The organism is Micromonospora sp. NPDC005087 (assembly GCF_042872965.1).
Classification (GTDB): domain Bacteria; phylum Actinomycetota; class Actinomycetes; order Mycobacteriales; family Micromonosporaceae; genus Micromonospora.
In genome coordinates, this window is the sequence record NZ_JBIALB010000001.1 from 575,224 (window position 1) to 590,937 (window position 15,714).

Sequence of the window (15,714 nt, forward strand, 5' to 3'; positions counted from 1 at the left end):
CGATGTGCGGTATCGCGTTGAGCATCGGCCCTGAGGCCGACCCGACGACCTTCCGGAGGATGCTCGCCGTCCTGGCCGCTCGCGGCGAGGTCACCGAGACCCGTTCGGAGAGCGGGCTGCTCGCCGGCACCCGCCGGCTGCGGGTGGTGAACCGGGACCGGGCCGTACAGCCGTGGACCTCGATCGACGAGCGCTGGCTGCTCTGCTTCAACGGCGAGATCTTCAACCACCGGGAGCTGCGCGCGCAGCTGACCCGGCTCGGGCACGTGTTCCGCACCGAGAGCGACACCGAGGTGCTGCTCGTCGCGTTCGAGCAGTGGGGCGAGGCGGCGGTGACCCGGCTGCGCGGCGAGTACGCCTTCGTGGTCGTCGAACGCGGCATCGGCCGGGCGTACCTTGCCCGCGACCCGCTCGGGGTGAAGCCGCTGTACTGGGCCCGGCAGCCCGGGTGCCTGCACCTCGCCTCCGAGGTCAAGGCGCTGGTCGGGCACGGCGCACCGATCGCCGAGGTGCCGCCGGGACACCACGGCTGGGCGGACCCGGACGGCCACGTGCGGCTGCGACCGTACGTTGACCTGCTCACCCTCGGTGACGGTCTGCCGGTCGTCGACGACCCGGACGAGGCCGCCCTGCTAGTCCGTGCCGCGCTGACCGACGCGATCCGGATGCGGGTCGAGACCGACCTCACCGTCGGGGTGGTGCTCTCCGGCGGGCTGGACAGCTCGCTGACCCTGCGGCAGGTGCGGGACGTGCACCCGGACTGCGTGGCGGTGACGGTCGGCGTGCCGGACAGCCCGGACGTGGCGTACGCGCGGCGGTTCGCCGCCGACCTCGGTGTGCCGCACGAGGTCATCGAGCTGCGCCCGCGGGACATCCGGCTGACCGACGTACGCGAGGCCATCCGGATCTCCGAGCTGACCGAGTACGGCGACATCATCAACGCGGTGGTCTCGGTGCCGATCTTCCGGCGGCTGCGCGCCCTGGGCGTCAAGGTGGTGCTGACCGGCGACGGCTCCGACGAGCTGTTCGGTGGGTACCCGATGTACCACCAGGTCGAGGCTGCCGCGTCCCGTCGGCTGTTCCTGCACCGGATCCGCAACCTGTGCCGCACCGAGTTGCAGCGGGTCGACCGGGCGGCCATGGGGCACGGTGTCGAGGCGCGGCTGCCGTTCCTCGACCTGAGCGTGGTGGAGCTGGCGATGCGCCTGCCGCTGGGGCTGAAGCTGCGCGACGGGCAGGAGAAGTGGATCGTCCGGCGGGCGTTCGCCGACGTGCTGCCCGACTACGTCCGCCAGCGACCCAAGAACCCGATGTCCTACTCCACCGGCCTGCACGAGCGGGTCCGGCTGTACAAGCCGCTGTTCGCCCGGCTGCACCGCTCGTTCGGCTACGACCTGCTCGAGCCGGTGCGCCGCGACTTCGACACCGTGCTGAGCCGGTGCGGCAACGACCTGGACCGGGCCATCGCCGACGGGTTGACCCGACCCGACTACACCGTGCTGGAGCACGCCCGCGACCTCGTCGGGGCGGCGAAGTGGAACGCCGCGCCGATCGTCCGTCGGCTGGTCGGCCCCCGGCCGCCCCGCCGGTCGCCGGTCGGCTGACCGTTTGCCCGAGGCGTGACCGCGCACCGGACTGACCGGTTGGCGCCCAGCGCCAGGTCCGATCACCGCCAGCACCCGCGTCGTCGCCGGGCCAGGCTGGACGCATGACGACCAGCACCGCCTTCCTGATCCGCGCCCTGCCGGCCGGGACGCTCGACACCGTCCGCTGTACCCGCCGGGACGCCGCCGACCGACCCGTCGAGGTACTCCCGGCGGGCGGCGGGGAACCGCTGCGCTGCTGCCTGCGCGACGCCGAGGCGGGGGAGGCGCTGCTGCTCTTCGGCTATGCGCCGCCGGTCGCCGCCGGCCCGTACCGGGAGGTCGGCCCGGTCTTCGCGCACGCCGTCGCCTGTCCGGGACCGGAGCCGGCGGGCGGCCACCCGCCGGACTGGCGGGGGCGACCCCAGGTCCTGCGGGCGTACGACCGGCAGGGCCGGATCCACGGCGGTCGCCTGCACGACGGCACCGACCCGGAGGCGGTGATCGCGGAGTTGTTCGCCGACCCGGCCGTGTACGAGCTGCACAGTCGCAACGTGGTGTACGGCTGCTTCATGTTCGCCGTGGAGCGGGCCGCCGCGTGACGCCGGCCCGCTCCCCGGCGGTGGCGTGACCGGCGCTCAGCTCGTCAACAGCAGCGCGCCGACCGCGGCGAGCGTGCCGGTGACCGCCAGCAGGGGGCGCTGGTCACCACGAACCAGGTCACCGGCACCGCCACCCCGGCCGCCCGGCACCGCTCGAACCACAGCAGGGTGGCCAGCGACGCCCAGGGTGCGGCCAGCGGCCCGATGTTGGTGCCGATCAGCAGCGCCAGCAGCCGGGTCCCGTCACCGGTGTGCAGCACCGACTCGCCGGCCAGGTAGGCCGGCAGGTTGTTCACCGCGTTGGCCAGCAACGCCCCGGTGCCACCGGCGCGGAGCGCGCCGAGCGCTCCGCCGTCGGCGCCGAGGAGCCCGGCGACCAGGTCGTCCAGTCCGAACCGGCCGAGGGTCTGCACCACCAGGAACAGGCCGGTGACGAAGAGCAGCAGCCGCAGCGGCACCAGCCCCGGGCGCAGCGTCGCGGGGGAGCGGACCACGAACCCGAGCAGCACCACCGCGACGGCGACCGTCGAGGCGAGGGCGATCTCCACGCCGGCGAGGATGCCGGCGACGAAGAGCAGGCAGCCGGCGAGCGCGGTGCGGTGCAGCACCGGATCCGACGGCACGTGGCGGGCGGGTGGAACGAAGCGGCCACCGGCCGGCCGGTCCCGCCACCACCACGCCCACCAGAGCAGCGCCATGGTGACCGCGACCGCGGTGAGCTGCGGCAGCGCCATCCGGGCCGCGTAGGCCAGCGGCGCCAGCCCGATCCGGTCGGCGGCCAGCAGGTTGGTCAGGTTGGACACCGGCAGCAGCAGGCTCGCGGTGTTGGCCAACCAGACCGTGGTGACCGCGAGCGGGGCGGCCGGGACGCGCAGGCCGCGGGCCAGCGCGAGCAGCACCGGCGTGAGCAGCACGGCGGTGGTGTCCAGGTTGAGCACGAGTGTGGTCAGCGTGGCGAGGCCGCCGCAGAGCAGGAACAGCGCCGCCCAGCTGCCCCGCGCGGCGCGGGCCAGTCGACTGGCCAGCACGTCGAAGACGCCCGCCACGGCGGTCAGCTCGGCCAGCACGATCACGGAGCCGAGGAAGAGCAGCAGCGGCAGGATCCGGTGCAGGGTGGCGGTGGTCTCGGCGCGGGGCAGCAGCCGGCCCAGCGCGCAGGCCGCGCCGGCCACCGCGAGGAACACCGCCACCAGGTCGAGCGGCTGGGGACGCCGGCGTGTGGTCGGCTCGGGTGGGGCGGGCGGCGCGCCGACGGCAAGTTTCACGTCGAATCACGCTGGCACAATGTCCCGTCGGCCGCCTCCGCTGCGACCGCCTTGGTGACCGGTCCCATAGGCACCGGTGCGGTCCACGGGTCGCCGGGCATGGACCGGCCGGATCACCGCGGCGACGGAATCCGACAGACCGCACCGGCGCGGTGGACAACCGTCGATCGGTCCCATAGCGTCCAACGGATATGCGCAGGACCCTGCCGGCCGTCACGACGGCCCTGCTGCTCGCCCTCACCTCCTGCACCACACCCAGGTCCGGAGGCCCGCTGCTCACCGCGCCGCCGGTGCCCCCGGCCACGCCGACCGCCTCCCGGCAGGACGCGGCCCAGGCCGCGCAGACCCTGGCCAGCCTGCGCCGGGTGGACGACCTGCCGCTGTACGAGATGACCTACGTCGGGGCGTACGACCCGACGGTGGGCACCGACGCCACCCCGCCCAGCCCGTTCGGCTGCTCGCTGTTCGTCGCCGCGGGCGACCCCGCCCGGCCGGTGTTCGCCCGCAACTTCGACTGGGACGCCAACCCGGCGCTGGTGCTGCGGACCGATCCGCCCCACGGGTACGCGGCCGTCTCGCTGGTCGACATCTCCTACCTCGGGGTCGGCGCGGACCCGGCCGGTGACCGGCGGCTGCTCAACGCGCCGCTGCTGCCCTTCGACGGGATGAACGAGCGGGGCCTCGCGGTGGGGCTGGCCGCCGACGACGCCGCGACGGCCCGCCCCGACCCGGGCAAGCCCACCGTCGGCTCGGTACGAATCCTGCGGCTGGTGCTGGACCGGGCCGCCACGGTCGACGAGGCGATCGCCGTGTTCACCCGGCACAACCTCGACTTCGACGGCGGGCCGCCACTGCACTACCTGCTGGCCGACGCGACCGGAGCCTCGGCGGTGATCGAGTTCGTCGATGGTGAGCTGCGGGTGGAGCGGGGCACGGGCGGCTGGCAGGCGCTGACCAACGTGCCGGTCGCCGGGGTGCCCGAGCAGCGTCGCCGCGAGGACCGCCGGTACGGGCAGATCGCCACCGCCCTGACCCGGGCCGGTGGGGTGGTGGACGCCGCCGCGGCGCACCGGGTGCTGGCGTCGGTCCGCCAGGGGCACACCCGCTGGTCCGTCACGTACGGCCTGCGCAGCGGCGAGGTCCGGCTGGTCACCGCGACCGGTGGCGGCGAGCGGCGCTACCAGCTGCCGATGAGCTGACTCCCCGGCGTACGCACCCGCTCGTGACGTGGCCGGGCCCGGCCCCCGGGATTCGGGGACCGGGCCCGGCGTCGTGCTCGGTGCCTACCGGTTCAGTGCTCGGTGCCTACCGGCTCAGGTAGCTGGGCTGGGTCTGCACGTTGAGCTCCTTGTACTTGACCAGCTTCGCCGTCCAGGTGCGCCAGTCGTTCAGCTCCAGGACGTCCAGGCCCTTCACCATGTCGTTGGAGTAGATGTGTCCGTTGTAGTAGTACGCGGACCAGGTGCCACCGCCGACGAACGTGTCGGCCGAGAGCGGCCCGCGCTCCCAGAAGGCGATCTCCTTCGGGTTGGCCGAGTCGGTGAAGTCCCAGACCGAGATGCCGCCCTGGTACCACGCCTGGACCATGATGTCCCGCCCGAGCACCGGGATCAGCGAGCCGTTGTGGGCCACGCAGTTCTCGGTGTCCGCGTTGTTGCGGGGAATCTTGTAGTAGCTGCGGAAGTGCATCGTCCGGGCGTCGCCGCGACCGGTGATGTCGTAGATGGCGTCCGCGCCCCGGTTCGGTCCGATGGCCTCGTTGCAGGTCGCCGCGCCGCCGCCACCCAGCTCGTCGGTGAAGATCACCTTGGTGCCGGCGTTGTTGAACGTGGCCGAGTGCCAGAACGCGAAGTTGACCGTGTCCCGCACGCGGTTGATGACCCGGGGGACCTCCCGGTTGCGGATGTCGAGCAGGATGCCGTCACCCATGCACGCGCCGGCGGCCAGGTCCCTGGCCGGGTAGACGGTGATGTCGTGGCAGCCGGTCGTCGCCGACCCGGTGCCGCTGCCCGGGAATCCGCCGTCCGGGAAGAGGTTTGGCGCGGCGATCACCGAGGCGTCGGTGGGCTTCTTCACCGGCACCTTGATGATGGAGATCGAGTCGTGCGGCGGCTGGCAGTCCGGGAATTCGGCCCGCGGGCTGTACGACGAGACGTACAGGTAGACCGTCTTGCTGCTCTTGCCCGGCACCAGGGTGTGAGTGTGCGAGCCGCAGGCGGTCTCCACGGACTTGACGTACCGCGGGTTGGCCTTGTTCTTGATGTCGAAGATCTTGATGCCCTCCCAGGACTCCTTCACGTCCGCCCCCTGCGCGGTGCTGTTGCAGGAGTCGTCGCTGCGGGACGAGTCGGTGGAGAGGAAGAGCAGGTCACCGTGGACGGAGATGTCATTCTGCGACCCCGGGCAGAGCACCCGGGACACGACCTTCGGCGCGCTGGGCCGCGAGATGTCGTAGATGACGAAGCCGTTGTAGTTGCCGGCGAACGCGTACTTGCCCTGGAAGGCGATGTCGCTGTTCGTCGCGTCCAGGGGAGCGACCTTGGGCAGGTTGGCGATCTGGCGCAGGTTGGGGCTGCTCACGATCTCATCGACGCCGGGGATGGTGTTCGTGGCGGCGGCCGCCGGTGCCGCTTGCGGCACGACCTGGGCGTTGCTTGCCGGGGCGACGAGGACGCTGGCGACGAGGAGACCGGTCGCGGCGAGGCCGACGATCCGGAGTTGTCGTAACCGTGGCATGTGGAGTCTGATCATCGGCGAGGCCCTTCGCAAGGGGGAGACGATGGTCGACACCTTACCGCCGGATGACGAGCATCGATGTGATCTGGGTCACATCACATCGTTCTCCTCAATGGATAACATCGCGATGACCTCGACCCCAGGGAGTGGCCCATGACCAGTCGGCGCGCACGGACACTGGCGGTCGTCACACTGGCGATCGTGCTGGCGCTGGTGGCCTTCGTCCTGGTCCGCGCGGGCGGAGACCCCGGGACAAGCGCCGCGCAGCCGGTCTCCGCGCCCGCCACCTCGACACCGGCGGCCAGCCCCGTTCCCACCGACCTGACCGTCATCGTGCCGGGCCGTCCGGGCGAGTCGGCGGCCACCCGCCCGGCCCACGAGGTCCGCGACGCGGGCCCGGCCCCGCACAACGCGTTGGACGCCATGTTCGTACGGATGATGATTCCGCACCACGCGCAGGCCCTGGAGATGGCGGAACTCGCCCCAGACCGGGCCGCCGACCCCGGCATCCGCGCCCTCGCCGACCGGATCCGGGCCAGCCAGGGGCCGGAGATGGGCATGATGCGCGGCTGGCTGCAGACCCGCGGTCTCTCGCCCGAGGCCCCGGGGCACGATCACGGCACCATGCGCGGCATGCAGTCACCGGAGGCGATGCGTCAGTTGGCCGCCGCCCGCGGCGCCGACTTCGACCGCCTCTTCGTCCGGATGATGACCGAACACCACCAGGGCGCCATCGAGATGGCCACCGACCTGCTCACGGTCGGTTCCGACCTGACGCTCAGCGAGTTCGCCAACTCGGTCGCCACCGAGCAGACCGTCGAGATCGACCGCATGCGCGAGGTCCTCGGTCGCTGAGCCGGCCCGCCCGGCCCCGTCCGCACCGCGCCCCGGAGCTGGGGCAGCCCGACCGGGACGGCGGAGGGGATCCGACACCCGGCACGTACGCTGGGTGACCGTGAGACGCACGATGTTCGGTCGCCCGCTGCGCGGCGTCGCCTTCGACGTGGCCGTCTCCGGCCTGGTGGTCCTCTTCGGCCTGGCCGGGGCGGCGAACCAGCCGGGCGGCTGGGCCGCCACCCTGGTCGGCGTGGGGATGGCGGTGGCCCTGCTGTTCCGCCGCTCGCACCCGGGCGCGGTGACCGTGGCCGTCGCGGTGCTCGCCCTGGTCCAGGTGATCGCCCAGTGGGGTCCGCTCGCCTTCGACGTCGCCGTCCTGATCGCCCTCTACAGCGTGGTGAAGTACGGCGAGCGGCTGCGCGACGGCGTGCTCGCGGGCGCCGTCGCCGCCGTGGGCGTGCTGCTCGCCGCCGCGCAGACCCGGGGCGTCATGAGCTGGTGGACGACCGCGCTGTGGTACGCGCTGGTCACCGGCGCCGTCTGGCTGGCCGCGCTGAACGTGCGGACCCGCCGCCTCTACGTGCTCAGTCTTGAGGAGCGGGCCAGCACCCTGGAACGCGGGCGGGAAGCCGAGTCCCGGGCGGCCGTCGCCGAGGAGCGCACCCGGATCGCCCGCGAGCTGCACGACGTGGTGGCGCACAGCATGGCGGTGATGATCGTCCAGGCGGACGGCGCGCGGTTCATGCTGGACCGCGACCCGGAGCAGGCGCGTACCGCCGTCAAGGTCGTCGCCGACACCGGCCGGCAGGCGCTGGAGGAGATGCGCCGGCTGGTCGGCGTCCTGCGGGACGCCGGCCCGACCGGCGCGGGTGGCCCGGACGGGCCCGTGGTGGCCGCCGACCCGGAACACCGCCGCCTGGCCCTGGCCGAGCTGCCCGACCTGCTGGCCCGGTTCCGCGACGCCGGGCTGCGCATCCGGCACACCGTCGACGGCGAGCCGCCGCCGCTCCCACCCGGGTTGGAGTTGACCATCTACCGCGTGGTGCAGGAGGCGCTGACCAACGCGCTCAAGCACGCCGGCGTCGGCGCCGGCGTGGAGCTGACCCTCGCGTACAGCGCCGACGCCGTCGTGGTCCGGGTGGTCGACGACGGTCGGGGCCGGCCGGTGGTCAGCCCGGCGCCGTCCGGCGGTCACGGCCTGCTCGGCATGCGCGAGCGGGTGACGGTGTACGACGGCACCCTCACCGCCGGCGCCCGGCTGGCCGGGGGCTGGCAGCTCGAGGTCCGGCTGCCGCTACCGTCGGAACCCGCAACGGAGGTGATCGCGGCATGACGGTCCGGGTGGTGATCGTGGACGACCAGGCGCTGGTGCGCGCCGGGTTCCGGATGGTGCTGGACTCCCAGCCCGACCTGGAGGTGGTGGGCGAGGCCATCGACGGCGCGGACGCGCTTCGGGTGCTCGCCCGCACCGAGGCCGACGTGGTGGTGATGGACGTCCGGATGCCGACCATGGACGGGGTGGAGGCGACCCGGCGACTCTGCGCGGACCGGCCCGCCGGCCCTCCCCGGGTGCTGGTGCTGACCACCTTCGACACCGAGGCGGACGCGTTCGCCGCGTTGCAGGCCGGGGCGAGCGGCTTCCTGCTCAAGAACGTCCCGCCGGAGGAACTGCTGGCCGCGATCCGGGTGGTCGCCGAGGGCGACTCGGTGGTCGCGCCGTCGATCACCCGGCGGCTGCTGGACCGGTTCGCCGGGCAGCTCGGCGCCGGCCCCACGGCCGACCCCCGGCTGGCGCAACTCACCGAGCGGGAGCGGGAGGTGCTGCTGCTGGTCGCGCAGGGGCTGTCCAACGCGGAGATCGCCGCCCAGGTGCACGTGGCCGAAGCGACGGTGAAGACCCACGTCGGGCGGATCCTGGCCAAGCTCCAGCTGCGCGACCGGGTCCAGGCGGTGGTGCTGGCGTACGAGAGCGGGCTGGTCACGCCCGGCGGATGACCCGGCGTACGACCTGGGTCGTACGCGACGGCGGGCGCACCGCGACCCGGGACGCACACAGGTCGAGCGCGCAGGTGGAGATCGACTGACTCGCGCCGGCCATAGCGTCGGAGGGGTCCGATCCGCACCCTGACCGGGGAGCCCCCATGTCCCTCGCACCTCCCACCCACGCCGGCAACGGCGTCGCGGTCACCGCCCGTGGCCTGGAAAAACGCTACGGCAGTGGCCCCGCCGCGGTCGTCGCGCTCGACGGGGTCGACCTCGATGTCGCCGCCGGCCGGTTCACCGCCATCATGGGTCCGTCCGGCTCCGGCAAGTCGACGCTGATGCACTGCCTGGCGGGGCTGGACCGGCCGAGCGCCGGCACGGTCGGCATCGGTGCGGCCGACCTCGGCCGGCTCGACGACCGGCGGCTCACCCTGCTGCGCCGTGACCGGGTCGGCTTCGTCTTCCAGAAGTTCAACCTGCTGCCGGCGCTGACCGCCGAGGAGAACATCGTGCTGCCGCTGGCCATCGCCGGCCGGCGGCCCGACCCGGCCTGGCTGCGCCAGGTGGTGGCGGCGGTGGGGCTGGCCGACCGTCTGCGGCACCGACCCGCGGAACTCTCCGGTGGCCAGCAGCAGCGGGTCGCGGTGGCTCGGGCCCTGATCACCAAGCCGTGGGTGATCTTCGCCGACGAGCCGACCGGGAACCTGGACTCCCGCTCCGGGGCGGAGGTACTGCGGCTGCTGCGGGAGGCCGTCGACACCCTGGGCCAGACCGTGATCATGGTGACCCACGACCCGGTGGCCGCCGGGCACGCCGACCGGGCGGTCTTCCTGGCCGACGGGCGGCTGGTCGGCGACCTCGCCACGCCCACCGCCGAGCAGGTGCTGGACACCCTCGCCGGTCTCGACCCGGCCCGTCCCCACGCCGGCACGGGGGCGGTGCCGCGATGATCCGCCTGACCCTGCGTTCACTGCGCGCCGAGGCCCTGCGGATGCTGCTCTCCGCGCTGGCCGTCGTGCTCGGTGTCGCGTTCATCGCCGGCACCCTGATCCTCGTCGACGGGATGCGTGCCGGCGCGTACGACCGGGCCGGCACCTTCGACCGGCACACCGACCTGGGCGTCTACCCGGCCGGCGACCGGCCGCTGCCCGCCGGCCTGGTCGACCGGGTCCGGACGGTGGACGGGGTGGCCGCCGCCGCCGGCGAACTGATCGGCACCGGCGGGGTCGTCGGCACCGACGGCCGGCCGGTACTCGGCTACGCCGTGCTCGCCGCCATCCCCACCGAGGACGCCCTGCGCTCGTACGACGTGGTCGCCGGCCGGCTGCCCGACCGCGCCGGGGAGGTGGTGCTCGACGCGCCGACGGTCGCCGAGGAGCGCTTCACCCTCGGCGCCCCGGTCCGGATCGGCGGCACCGGGGGCGCGGCCCGCCCGTACACCCTCGTCGGCACCGTCGACGTGGCCGACACCGCACGCGACATCGGTGGGCCGTTCATCGGCCTGGTCGGCCCGGACGCGCTCGCGGTCACCGGCGAGCGTGGGTACGGCCGGATCATGGTGGCGGCCCGGCCGGGAACCTCCGCCACGGCGGTGGCCGACCGGGTGCGCGCCATCGTGGGCGCGGACACCAGCGTGAAGAGCAGAACGCAGATCCTCGACGAGGCCGTCGACGACGCGGTCCGCGACCTGGACCAGTTCACCATGTTGCTGATGATCTTCGTGGGCGTCGCCGTGGTGGTGGCCGGCTTCGTGATCGCCAACACCTTCGCGATCGTGCTGGCGCAACGCACCCGGCGGACCGCGCTGCTCCGGCTGGTCGGCGCCACCCGGGGGCAGGTCTTCCGGTCCACCCTGCTGGAGTCGGCGGTGGTCGGGATGGTGGCCTCCGCGCTCGGGGTGCTGCTCGGGTTGGCCCTCGCTGGCGGGATGCGACTGCTGATGTCCCGGCTGGACGTGCCCGTCTCCGGCGGCTTCACCGTGGCCGGTTCGACCGTGCTGACCAGCCTGCTGCTCGGCACCGTGCTCACCGTCGGCGCCGCGATGCTGCCGGCCTGGCGCGGCACCCGGGTCGCCCCGGTGGCGGCGCTCACCGACGCCGCGGTGCAGCCCAGCCGGGGCGCCGGTCGGCTCCGGCTGACCCTCGGCGCGGTGGTGCTGGCCACCGGGGTCGCCGCACTCGCCGGCGCCGCCAGCGCCGGTCAGCTGCTGCTGGTGGCCGTCGGCGGCGTACTGGCCTTCTTCGGGATCGTGCTGTTCGGGCCGGTGCTCGTCCCGGCGCTGGTCCGAACCTTCGGCTGGCCGGCCCGCCGCCTGGCCGGGGCGACCGCCGGGCTGGCGGTGGCCAACGCGGTCCGCAACCCGCGCAGGGTCGCCGCGACCGCCACCGCCCTGGTGATCGGGATCGGACTGGTGTCGGCGTTCGTGGTCGGTGCGCGCAGCACCAAGGACGGCATCGAGCGCAGCGTCGACGCGCAGATCGGAACTGACTTCGTGGTCAGTGGCATCGGCCAGGAACTGCCCGCTCCGCTCGCCGGTGAGCTGGCGGCCCGCCCCGAGCTGGGCGTCGTGCACGAGCAGCTCAGCACGGTCACCGCCGGCGTCGAGTTCCGCGCCGCCCACCCGGCCCTGGTCGGCCGGACGTTGACCGGTGTGCTCGCCGGTGACGTCGGTCGGCTCGGACCGGGGCAGGTGCTGGTGCGTCGCGAGCTGGCGCAGGCGCGCGGCTGGCGGGTCGGCTCCCCGGTCACCGTCCGGGGACGACCGTTCCGGGTGGCCGCGGTGGTCACCGACGACGCGCCCGCCAGCGGCGTGCCCGCCGGTCACGTCATCGACATGGCCGACGCGGACTTCGCCGTGCTCTTTCCCGACAAGCGGGGTTTCCTCGCCGAGATCGATCCCGCCGCCGGGGTGGACCTCGAGCAGGCCCGGGACGCGATCGAGGCGGTGCTGGGCCGCTACCCGACGGTGAACCTGTTGGACCAGGGCGCGTACAAGAAGATGCTCACCGGCACAGTGGACATGGTGCTGGCCTTCGTCACCGCGATGCTCGGCCTGGCCGTGGTGATCGCCCTGGTCGGTGTGGCGAACACGCTGAGTCTGTCGGTGGTGGAGCGCACCCGGGAGAACGCCGTGCTGCGGGCGGTCGGGCTCACCCGGGGGCGCATGCGGGCCATGCTCGCCCTGGAGGCGGTGCTGACGGCGCTGGTCGGCGCGGTGCTCGGGGTCGGGCTGGGCACCGGGGTCAGCGCCGCCGCGATGGCCCTGCTGGCCCGCCTCGGCGGGGAGTTCCACGTGGTGCTGCCGCTCGGTCAGCTCGGGCTGATCCTCGGCGTCGCGGTGCTGGCCGCCCTGCTCGCCTCGGTGTTGCCGGCTCGCCGGGCGTTGTCCCGGCCGGTCGTCGAGGCGCTCGGCGACCAGTGACCGGCGGCGACGCGGACGGACATCCGCCGGCCGGCCCCGCCGTCTTCCCCGGCGGCGGGACCGGCCAGCGGTGCCGGGTCTACAGGCGCTCGACCACCGGGCCGGCGCACCGGTTGCGGGTGTCGAAGACGTAGCGGGCGTGCTGGACCACCAGGTCGTAGTCGAAGCAATCGTGGTCGGTGACCACCACCACCCCGTCGGCCGCCCGCACCTCACGCTCGGTCAGCCCGACCACGGTCACCCCGGCCGGGATGTGGTGCGCCTCGGCGTACGGCTCGACCGCGTGGACCTCCGCGCCGAGGGCCTGCAACCGCCGGGCCACGTCGACCGCGGGGGAGTCCCGCGTGTCGCCGGTGTTCTTCTTGTACGCCAGCCCGAGCAGCAGCAGCCGGGCGCCGCTGACCGCGCGGCCACTCCGGTTCAGCCCCGCCATGATCCGCTGCGCGACGTGCTCGGGCATCTCGTGGTTGACGTCGTTGGCCAGCTCGATGAACCGGAACTGTCGACCGAGGCGACGCTTGACCTGCCAGGACAGGTAGCACGGGTCGATCGGCAGGCAGTGCCCGCCGACGCCGGGGCCGGGCCGGAACGGCAGGAAGCCGAACGGCTTGGTCTCTGCCGCGTCGATGGCCTGCCAGACGTCGATGTCCAGGTGGTGCGAGAGCATCGTCAGCTCGTTGATCAGCGCGATGTTGACCTGGCGGAAGGTGTTCTCGATCAGCTTGGTCAGCTCGGCGACCCGGGTGGAGTCCACCGGCACGGTGTGCTCCACGAGGCGCCGGTAGAAGCCGTCCACCCGGTCCAGCGACGCCTGGTCCACGCCGGAGACCACCTTCGGGGTGTTCTCCAGTCGCCAGGTCGGGTTGCCCGGGTCGATCCGCTCGGGGCTGTAGCCGAGGTGGAAGTCGCCGGGGCTGTGCAGGCCGCTGGCCGGCCGAGTCCAGCAGGGGTCGCAGCAGCTCCTCGGTGGTGCCCGGATAGGTGGTGGACTCCAGGATCACGGTGCTGCCCGGCCGCACGTACGGGCCGATTGCGATGCCGGCCTGCTCGACGAAGCTCAGGTCGGGGGTGCCGTCCCGCAGCGGGGTGGGCACGGTGATGACGCAGATGTCGAAGCCCTCGGCGTCGGTGTACTCGGTGCTCGGGTGGTAGCGGCCGCTGCCCAGCGCCCGGCCCAGCCGGTCGGCGTCGACGTCGAGCCCGACCACGTCCAGCCCCGCCTCGACGGCTCACATGGCCAACGGCAGTCCCACGTACCCCTGGCCGATCACAACCAACTTCTCAGCGCTCACCCCGGCTCCCGCGGCAGATGGTGGAAATGACCTGCTGAGAGCCTAGAGGAGTCTTCGGCGACGTAAGTCCGTTTTGGGGATATCGGTGCTGGTGAGGTTCGCCGAGCCCTCCGCGCCGGCCGGCTCAGCCGGTCGGATCCTCCGGGTTGGCCGGCGGCGGGCTCGTGGTGGTGGACGGCTCGGCCGAGGGTGACGGTGGATCGCTGGTCGGGGTGGTCGCCGGATCGGTCGGTGACGCGGTGGTGGCGCTCGGGGTCGGCGCCGGTGGGCTGGCCGACCCGCTGGGCTGGGCGTTCGGCGTCGCGGTCACGGAGGCCGACGGCCTGTTGGCGGGGACGTTCGGCCTGTTCGGCCGGACCGGACCCACGGTGACCTCGTCGTTCGCCACCGGCAGATCGACCTGCTCGGTCGGCACCACCGCAGGCGCGGTCGTCGGCACGGTGATCGCCGGGTCTTCGCCGGCGTTTCGCGCCGCGCCCAGGGCGGCGCCCAGGCCGACAAGCGCGACCAGAGCGGCCGCGGCCGCGCCGACCAGCGGACCACGGCGGTGCCGACGACCGGCCACCGCCGCGCCGAGCGGCACGTCGGTGCGGGTGCCCGGTCCGGCGACGCGCAGCGGGGTAGCCGCCGTCACCATCGCGGTGGGTGGCTCGCCGCCGGTCACCGCCAACCGGGCCGCCTCGGCCATCGCCGCGCCGCTGCTGAACCGATCGAGCGGATCCTTGGCCAGTGCCTGGGACACCAGCGCGCGGACCGACTCTGGAATGTCGTGCGGCAGCTCCGGCGGCTCGTCGTCCAGGTGCCGGACGGCGACCTGGAGCGGGTTGTCGCCGGTGAACGGCGGCCCGCCGGTGAGGCAGCAGTAAGCGACCGCGCCCAGGGCGTAGATGTCGGTGGCGCCGCTGACCGGCCGGCCGGCGGCCTGCTCGGGTGCCATGTAGAGAGCCGTGCCTGGCACCGCGTTGGTGCTGGTGATGCTGGTGACGTTGGTGGAACGGGCCACGCCGAAGTCGACCAGGACGACCGTGCCGTCGTCGTGCACCAGCAGGTTGCTGGGCTTGACGTCGCGGTGCACGATGCCGCCGCGGTGTGCCGCGTTCAGCGCCTGGGCCGCCTGGGCCACGATCGACATGGTCTCGGCCACGTCGAGCCGGCCAGCCGCCTCGATCCGCCTGGACAACGGCTCGCCGTCGACGAACTCCATGACCAGGTAGTCGGCTCGGCCGCCGTCGGGCAGGTCGTCCTCGCCGCAGTCGTAGACCTGCACGATGCCCGGGTGCCGCAGCGCCGCCATGATCCGCGCCTCGGCCCGGAACCGGGCGATGAAATCGGGGTCGGAGACCAGCGCTGGCAGCAGGACCTTGACCGCGACCTGCCGACCGAGGACCAGGTCAGAGGCGCGCCAAACGTCGCCCATGCCGCCAGTGGCGACACGTTCGTCCAGGCGGTAGCGACCGCTGAGCACGACCTCCGATGACAACACGGCATTACCGTACCCAGAGAGGCGCGGAACGTCGCGCCGCGGCTGGTCGGCCGGGTGGCCGTACTCACCGGTCCATCCGGTCTGACCTGTGTGGACCCGGCCCGGTCTGTGACGCTTCGACGACACCCTGTGACGAAATCCGACACACGGCGGCGTACGCTTGCCCGGCGGCGGCGCGGAGACGCCTCCTGGCGTGCGGAGCGTCCGTTGGTCGCCGGGCGTTACGACGACGCGCCGTGCGACGGGACTAGATAATTGTCACTCTTCCGTGACGTGGTGCTGACTTGTCGCCCCCTTCGGTTCCCTCCTAGCGTTAGCCCGGCTCGGGCCGGCCGGGGGGGCAGTGCGTCGAGAAGAGACCGCCGTGGCGCTGGTCCAGACCTCCCGCCCCCGACCAACGAGGGCGCGGGCGCGATCACGTTCGGCGGAGGGGCGGTGCGGTGCGGGAGCTGGTCTGGCCGACGGTCCACGCCGCCCGGAATGCTCCGGTGCGGTGGATCAGGCCGGGGCGT

11 protein-coding genes and 1 pseudogene are annotated in these 15,714 nt (G+C 73.4%); 8 read left to right on the top strand and 4 right to left on the bottom strand.

Features of this window, described 5'->3' with window-relative positions; genetic code table 11:
• Positions 1–2 precede the first annotated feature (2 nt).
• Together ACFYPS_RS02670 and ACFYPS_RS02675 are read left to right on the top strand one after the other, a co-directional pair.
• A complete protein-coding gene (locus ACFYPS_RS02670) occupies positions 3–1,604 on the top strand; it encodes an asparagine synthase-related protein (RefSeq protein WP_354962199.1) in 1,602 nt (533 codons plus the stop codon).
• A 104-nt stretch (positions 1,605–1,708) separates the two neighbouring features.
• Entirely contained in the window at positions 1,709–2,185 is a 477-nt protein-coding gene (locus tag ACFYPS_RS02675; RefSeq protein ID WP_387322364.1) for a DUF1203 domain-containing protein, read from the top strand.
• 44 nt (positions 2,186–2,229) lie between these two features.
• Here the strand turns inward: ACFYPS_RS02675 and ACFYPS_RS02680 are convergent, their stop codons facing one another.
• On the bottom strand, positions 2,230–3,450 hold the full coding sequence (locus tag ACFYPS_RS02680; protein ID WP_387322366.1) for an SLC13 family permease: 1,221 nt from the start codon (positions 3,448–3,450) through the stop codon (positions 2,230–2,232).
• A 191-nt stretch (positions 3,451–3,641) separates the two neighbouring features.
• Here ACFYPS_RS02680 and ACFYPS_RS02685 point away from each other — a divergent pair, with 191 nt between their 5' ends.
• Entirely contained in the window at positions 3,642–4,649 is a 1,008-nt protein-coding gene (locus ACFYPS_RS02685; RefSeq protein ID WP_354962196.1) for a linear amide C-N hydrolase, read from the top strand.
• Between the two features lie 106 nt (positions 4,650–4,755).
• Here ACFYPS_RS02685 and ACFYPS_RS02690 read toward each other — a convergent pair whose 3' ends face one another.
• Positions 4,756–6,201, bottom strand: coding sequence for a hypothetical protein (locus tag ACFYPS_RS02690; protein WP_354962195.1), 1,446 nt, complete (start codon positions 6,199–6,201; stop codon positions 4,756–4,758).
• A gap of 138 nt (positions 6,202–6,339) precedes the next feature.
• Between ACFYPS_RS02690 and ACFYPS_RS02695 the strand changes: the two genes are divergently transcribed.
• From ACFYPS_RS02695 to ACFYPS_RS02715, 5 genes are all read left to right on the top strand, one after another.
• A complete protein-coding gene (locus tag ACFYPS_RS02695) occupies positions 6,340–7,041 on the top strand; it encodes a DUF305 domain-containing protein (RefSeq protein ID WP_354962194.1) in 702 nt (233 codons plus the stop codon).
• 94 nt (positions 7,042–7,135) lie between these two features.
• Entirely contained in the window at positions 7,136–8,356 is a 1,221-nt protein-coding gene (locus ACFYPS_RS02700; protein WP_354962193.1) for a histidine kinase, read from the top strand.
• A complete protein-coding gene (locus ACFYPS_RS02705; RefSeq protein WP_354962192.1) occupies positions 8,353–9,018 on the top strand; it encodes a response regulator transcription factor in 666 nt (221 codons plus the stop codon). Before ACFYPS_RS02700 ends, ACFYPS_RS02705 begins: the two co-directional genes overlap by 4 nt.
• A 146-nt stretch (positions 9,019–9,164) precedes the next feature.
• Complete coding sequence (locus ACFYPS_RS02710; protein ID WP_354962191.1) at positions 9,165–9,956, top strand: ABC transporter ATP-binding protein; 792 nt, start codon at positions 9,165–9,167, stop codon at positions 9,954–9,956.
• Complete coding sequence (locus tag ACFYPS_RS02715) at positions 9,953–12,427, top strand: ABC transporter permease (RefSeq protein ID WP_354962190.1); 2,475 nt, start codon at positions 9,953–9,955, stop codon at positions 12,425–12,427. Before ACFYPS_RS02710 ends, ACFYPS_RS02715 begins: the two co-directional genes overlap by 4 nt.
• Before the next feature lie 79 nt (positions 12,428–12,506).
• On the opposite strand, the pseudogene ACFYPS_RS02720 reads toward ACFYPS_RS02715, so the two are convergent.
• Positions 12,507–13,719: pseudogene (locus ACFYPS_RS02720) on the bottom strand (nucleotide sugar dehydrogenase).
• Between the two features lie 124 nt (positions 13,720–13,843).
• Positions 13,844–15,202, bottom strand: coding sequence for a protein kinase (locus tag ACFYPS_RS02725; RefSeq protein ID WP_354962189.1), 1,359 nt, complete (start codon positions 15,200–15,202; stop codon positions 13,844–13,846).
• Positions 15,203–15,714: the final 512 nt, after the last annotated feature.